Genomic DNA, 3731 nt, shown 5'->3' on the forward strand with positions numbered 1-3731 from the left:
CGCGGTCGGCACCGTATCTTTCGAAAGCGACGATGCGCCCGCCACGGCGCGGCACCGCCGCCTTCACCGCGGCCTCGACGACATTGCCATAGGCGTTGTCGGGCACCAGCACGGCGACGGAGCGCTTTCCAATGCTGGCGGAGTATTCGACGATGCGATTGACATCGGACTCCGGCAGGAACGAGAGCAGATAGACGCCGCGGCCGGCGATGCTCGAATCGGTCGAGAACGCGATCACCGAGATGCCGCGCGTGCGCGCGACCTGCGCCACCGCCGGCACCGATTGCGCGAACAGCGGCCCCAAGATGATCTCGGCGCCCTCGTCGACTGCCTGCTGCGCACCTGCCTGGGCGCCCTGCGGGCTGCCGTTGTCGTCCTTGATCAGGAGCTGGATGTTGGGGTTCTGGAACTCGGCCAGCGCCATCTCGGCGGCGTTGCGCATGGATTGCGCGGCGAGGCCTGCATTGCCGGCCGCCGAGAGCGGCAGGATCAGGCCGACCTTCACGCCGCCCGTGCCGGCGGTCGTGGCCTGTTGCTGCGGACCCGCCGGCTGGGCCGGCGGTGCGGAGTTCGAGAACGGGTTGGAGAACTGGCTGAGACTTTGCTGCACGCCGGCGCAGGCCGACAGCACGGGCGCACCAAGCAACAGCCCGAGCACACCCCGCCGGGTCGCGCCTGGCGACAGGGGACCCGGGACGGGAGACTTCGGATGACGCGGGCCCACCATGACAGCTTCTCTTTCGACCAGCCGACGCCGGCCGGTCTCAACAATCGTGCCGCGACAGAAGCCGCGGATTCAGGCATATTGTCGGCGAATAGTTAACTAAAACAAAAGGATAATGATCGCTTAACGCGGCCGCACCCTGAATTCCGGTTAGCTGTCCACCGTTCCGCACCCGGCATCAAGGCGGCGTTTTCGCCGCGAGTATGACCCGGGTGCTTATTCCCTAGGGAATGTGATGCCTGCCGGCGCACATTCCAGTGTTCCTCACCCCTCACCTCGGCACGATCTTTTTCGAAGAGCCGGTTCCCAGCCTTCCGGATCGTGCCTAAGTTGACCTCATTATGCGCGCAAAGCCGGCCTCGATAAATACGCCTGAAGACAAAGACGCCGCCCCGCGCGGCTTCTCCATTGATGCCCACCGGCTTGCGGCGCCGAAGGCGGCGCCGGGCCTCCATTTGGTCGCGACCCCGATCGGCAATCTCGGCGACATCACGGTCCGCGCGCTGCAGACGCTTGCCGGCGTCGACATCATCGCCTGCGAGGACACCCGCATCACGCGGCGACTGACCGAGCGCTATGCGATCACTGCGCAGCTCAGGCAATATCACGAGCACAACGCCGAGGCCGCGCGTCCGAAAATCCTGGAGGCGCTGGCGGCGGGCGGCTCGGTCGCGCTGGTCTCGGACGCAGGCACGCCGCTGATCTCCGATCCCGGCTTCAAGCTGGTGCGCGAGGTCTGTGCCGCCGGCCATGCGGTGTATGCGCTGCCCGGCCCGTCCTCGGTGCTGGCGGCCCTTTCGGTTGCCGCGCTGCCGACCTACCGGTTCTTCTTCGAGGGTTTCCTGCCGGCGAAATCGGCGGCACGGCGCGCGCGCCTGGCCGAGCTCGCACGCATCGACGCAACGCTGGTGATGTTCGAGTCCGGCAATCGAATGCAGGCCACCCTGACCGATCTCGGCGAGATCAGGGGGGAACGGGAGGCCGCGATCTGCCGCGAACTGACGAAGCTGCACGAGGAGGTCAGGCGCGCCCCCCTCGCCGAGCTGGCGCGGCAAGCCGACGCGCCGGAGACGCGCGGCGAATTCGTCCTGGTGATCGGCCCGCCTGCAGCCGGCGCCGAGGTGCTGGCATCGGACGCGCTCGACGAACTCTTGCGCGAGCAGCTAGCCGGGCACAGCGTCAAGGATGCCGTGGCGCATGCGGTCGCGCTCTCAGGGCGGCCGCGCCGCGAGGTCTATGCCCGCGCGCTCGAGCTCGCAAAGGACAAGCGGGGCGGCGATGGCGAAGACTAAGACGCCGCGGGAGCCGAAGATCGCCTCGCCCGAGCGCGTCGCCGCCTTCCGCACCGGCATCTCCGCGGAGAGCCGCGCCGCGGCCTATCTGATGGCCAAGGGCTACCGCATCCTCGCCAAACGCTACCGCACCCCGCATGGCGAGATCGACATCGTGGCGCGCCGCGGCAATCTGATCGCCTTCGTCGAGGTCAAGGCGCGGGCGAGCCTGGACGACGCCGCTTTTGCGGTGACGCCGCGCCAGCAGCAGCGCATCATCGACGCCGCGCAAGGCTGGCTCGTGGCGCATCCCGAGCATGCCGAATTCGAATTGCGATTCGACGCGATGCTGATTGCGCCGCGCTCGCTTCCGCGCCATGTGTTGGCGGCATTCGACGCCTCGACCTGAAAGGCAGATCATGAAACTCAATGTCGCCGTCCAGATGGATCCCATCGCCCGCATCAACATCAAGGGCGATTCGACCTTTGCGCTGCTTCTTGAAGCGCAGAAGCGCGGCCACGGCCTGTCCTATTACACGCCCGACAAGCTCTCGATGGTCGGCGAAGAGCTGGTCGCGCCGGTTCAGCTCCTGACCGTGCGCGACGAGCCCGGCGACCACTTCACCCTGGGCGAGCCCAGGCGCGAGCCGCTGAACGGCTTTGATGTGGTGCTGCTGCGCCAGGACCCGCCGTTCGACCTCGCCTACATCACCTCGACGCATTTCCTCGAGCGCATCCATCCGAAGACGCTGGTCGTCAACGATCCCGCCTCCGTGCGCAACGCGCCGGAAAAGCTGTTCGTGATGAATTTTCCGCAGCTGATGCCGCCGACACTGATCTCGCGCGACCTCGACGAGATCAACGCGTTTCGCGACCGGCACGGCGCCGTCGTCATGAAGCCGCTGCACGGCCATGGCGGCGCGGCGGTGTTCCGCGTGATGCCGCAGGACATGAATTTCGGCTCGCTGTTCGACATGTTCTCCGTCACTTTCAAGGAGCCCTGGGTGATCCAGCAATTCATCCCGGAGGTGAGGCACGGCGACAAGCGCATCATCCTCGTGAACGGCGAGTTCGCCGGCGCCGTGAACCGCGTGCCAGCCGCCGACGACCTCCGCTCCAACATGGTGCGCGGCGGCGCGGCGCAGGAGACCGAGCTCACGCCGCGCGAGCGCGAGATCTGCGCCACGCTCGGCCCGGCGCTGCGCGAGCGCGGCCTCTTGTTCGTCGGCATCGACGTCATCAACGGCAACCTCACCGAGATCAACGTGACCTCGCCCACCGGCATCCGCGCCATCGCTCGGCTGGGCGGACCCGACGTCGCGGCGAAGATCTGGGACGTGATCGAAGGCAAGCGGAAAAAGTAAGGGCTCGTCCGGGCCGCGCCGTGCACGCCGCTAAATCCAATTCACTAACCTCCCGTTCACCATGACGCCGCGCGCCGCAACGGCGTACGCTCTTCATACTGCGTGAAACTACGGAGCCACCGGCCCGCCGGCTAACGCCGTGTTCACCATCTGCCGAGAACCGGCAGCATCACTAGCCATCACACTCGGCCTCGCAACACCCCTTACACTTTTGCTGCCTACTCCTCGACACGGGGGAACACGCCAGGTGCGGTTCGAGTGCCCCGCGTAAGAGTAGAAGCGTATGAATACCGCACGCATTGTCGTTCTCGTCATCGCGCTCGGCGCCGGCGGCGTCGCTGCGTATCTGGCGAGCGGCTATCAGAACGCACC

At 66.7% G+C, this 3731-nt stretch carries 4 protein-coding genes and 1 pseudogene; 4 read left to right on the forward strand and 1 reads right to left on the reverse strand.

Features of this window, described 5'->3' with window-relative positions; all coding sequences use genetic code 11:
- On the reverse strand, positions 1-727 hold a 727-nt coding region (locus JHD07_RS21875), incomplete at its 3' end, for a penicillin-binding protein activator (RefSeq protein ID WP_291625671.1).
- Between the two features lie 338 nt (positions 728-1065).
- Between JHD07_RS21875 and rsmI the strand changes: the two genes are divergently transcribed.
- The 4 genes and pseudogenes from rsmI to JHD07_RS21895 form a co-directional block, all read left to right on the forward strand.
- Positions 1066-2016 (forward strand): 16S rRNA (cytidine(1402)-2'-O)-methyltransferase, encoded by a 951-nt coding sequence (gene rsmI / locus JHD07_RS21880; protein ID WP_291625673.1) that lies wholly within the window; start codon positions 1066-1068, stop codon positions 2014-2016.
- Entirely contained in the window at positions 2003-2404 is a 402-nt protein-coding gene (locus JHD07_RS21885; RefSeq protein ID WP_291625675.1) for a YraN family protein, read from the forward strand. The genes rsmI and JHD07_RS21885 overlap by 14 nt, the downstream gene beginning before the upstream one ends.
- 10 nt (positions 2405-2414) lie before the next feature.
- On the forward strand, positions 2415-3359 hold the full coding sequence (gene gshB, locus JHD07_RS21890) for a glutathione synthase (protein ID WP_291625677.1): 945 nt from the start codon (positions 2415-2417) through the stop codon (positions 3357-3359).
- 283 nt (positions 3360-3642) lie between these two features.
- Positions 3643-3731: pseudogene (locus tag JHD07_RS21895) on the forward strand (Flp pilus assembly protein CpaB); the annotation flags it as partial.

Origin of the sequence: Bradyrhizobium sp., from assembly GCF_016462955.1 — a bacterium.
Taxonomy (GTDB): domain Bacteria; phylum Pseudomonadota; class Alphaproteobacteria; order Rhizobiales; family Xanthobacteraceae; genus Bradyrhizobium.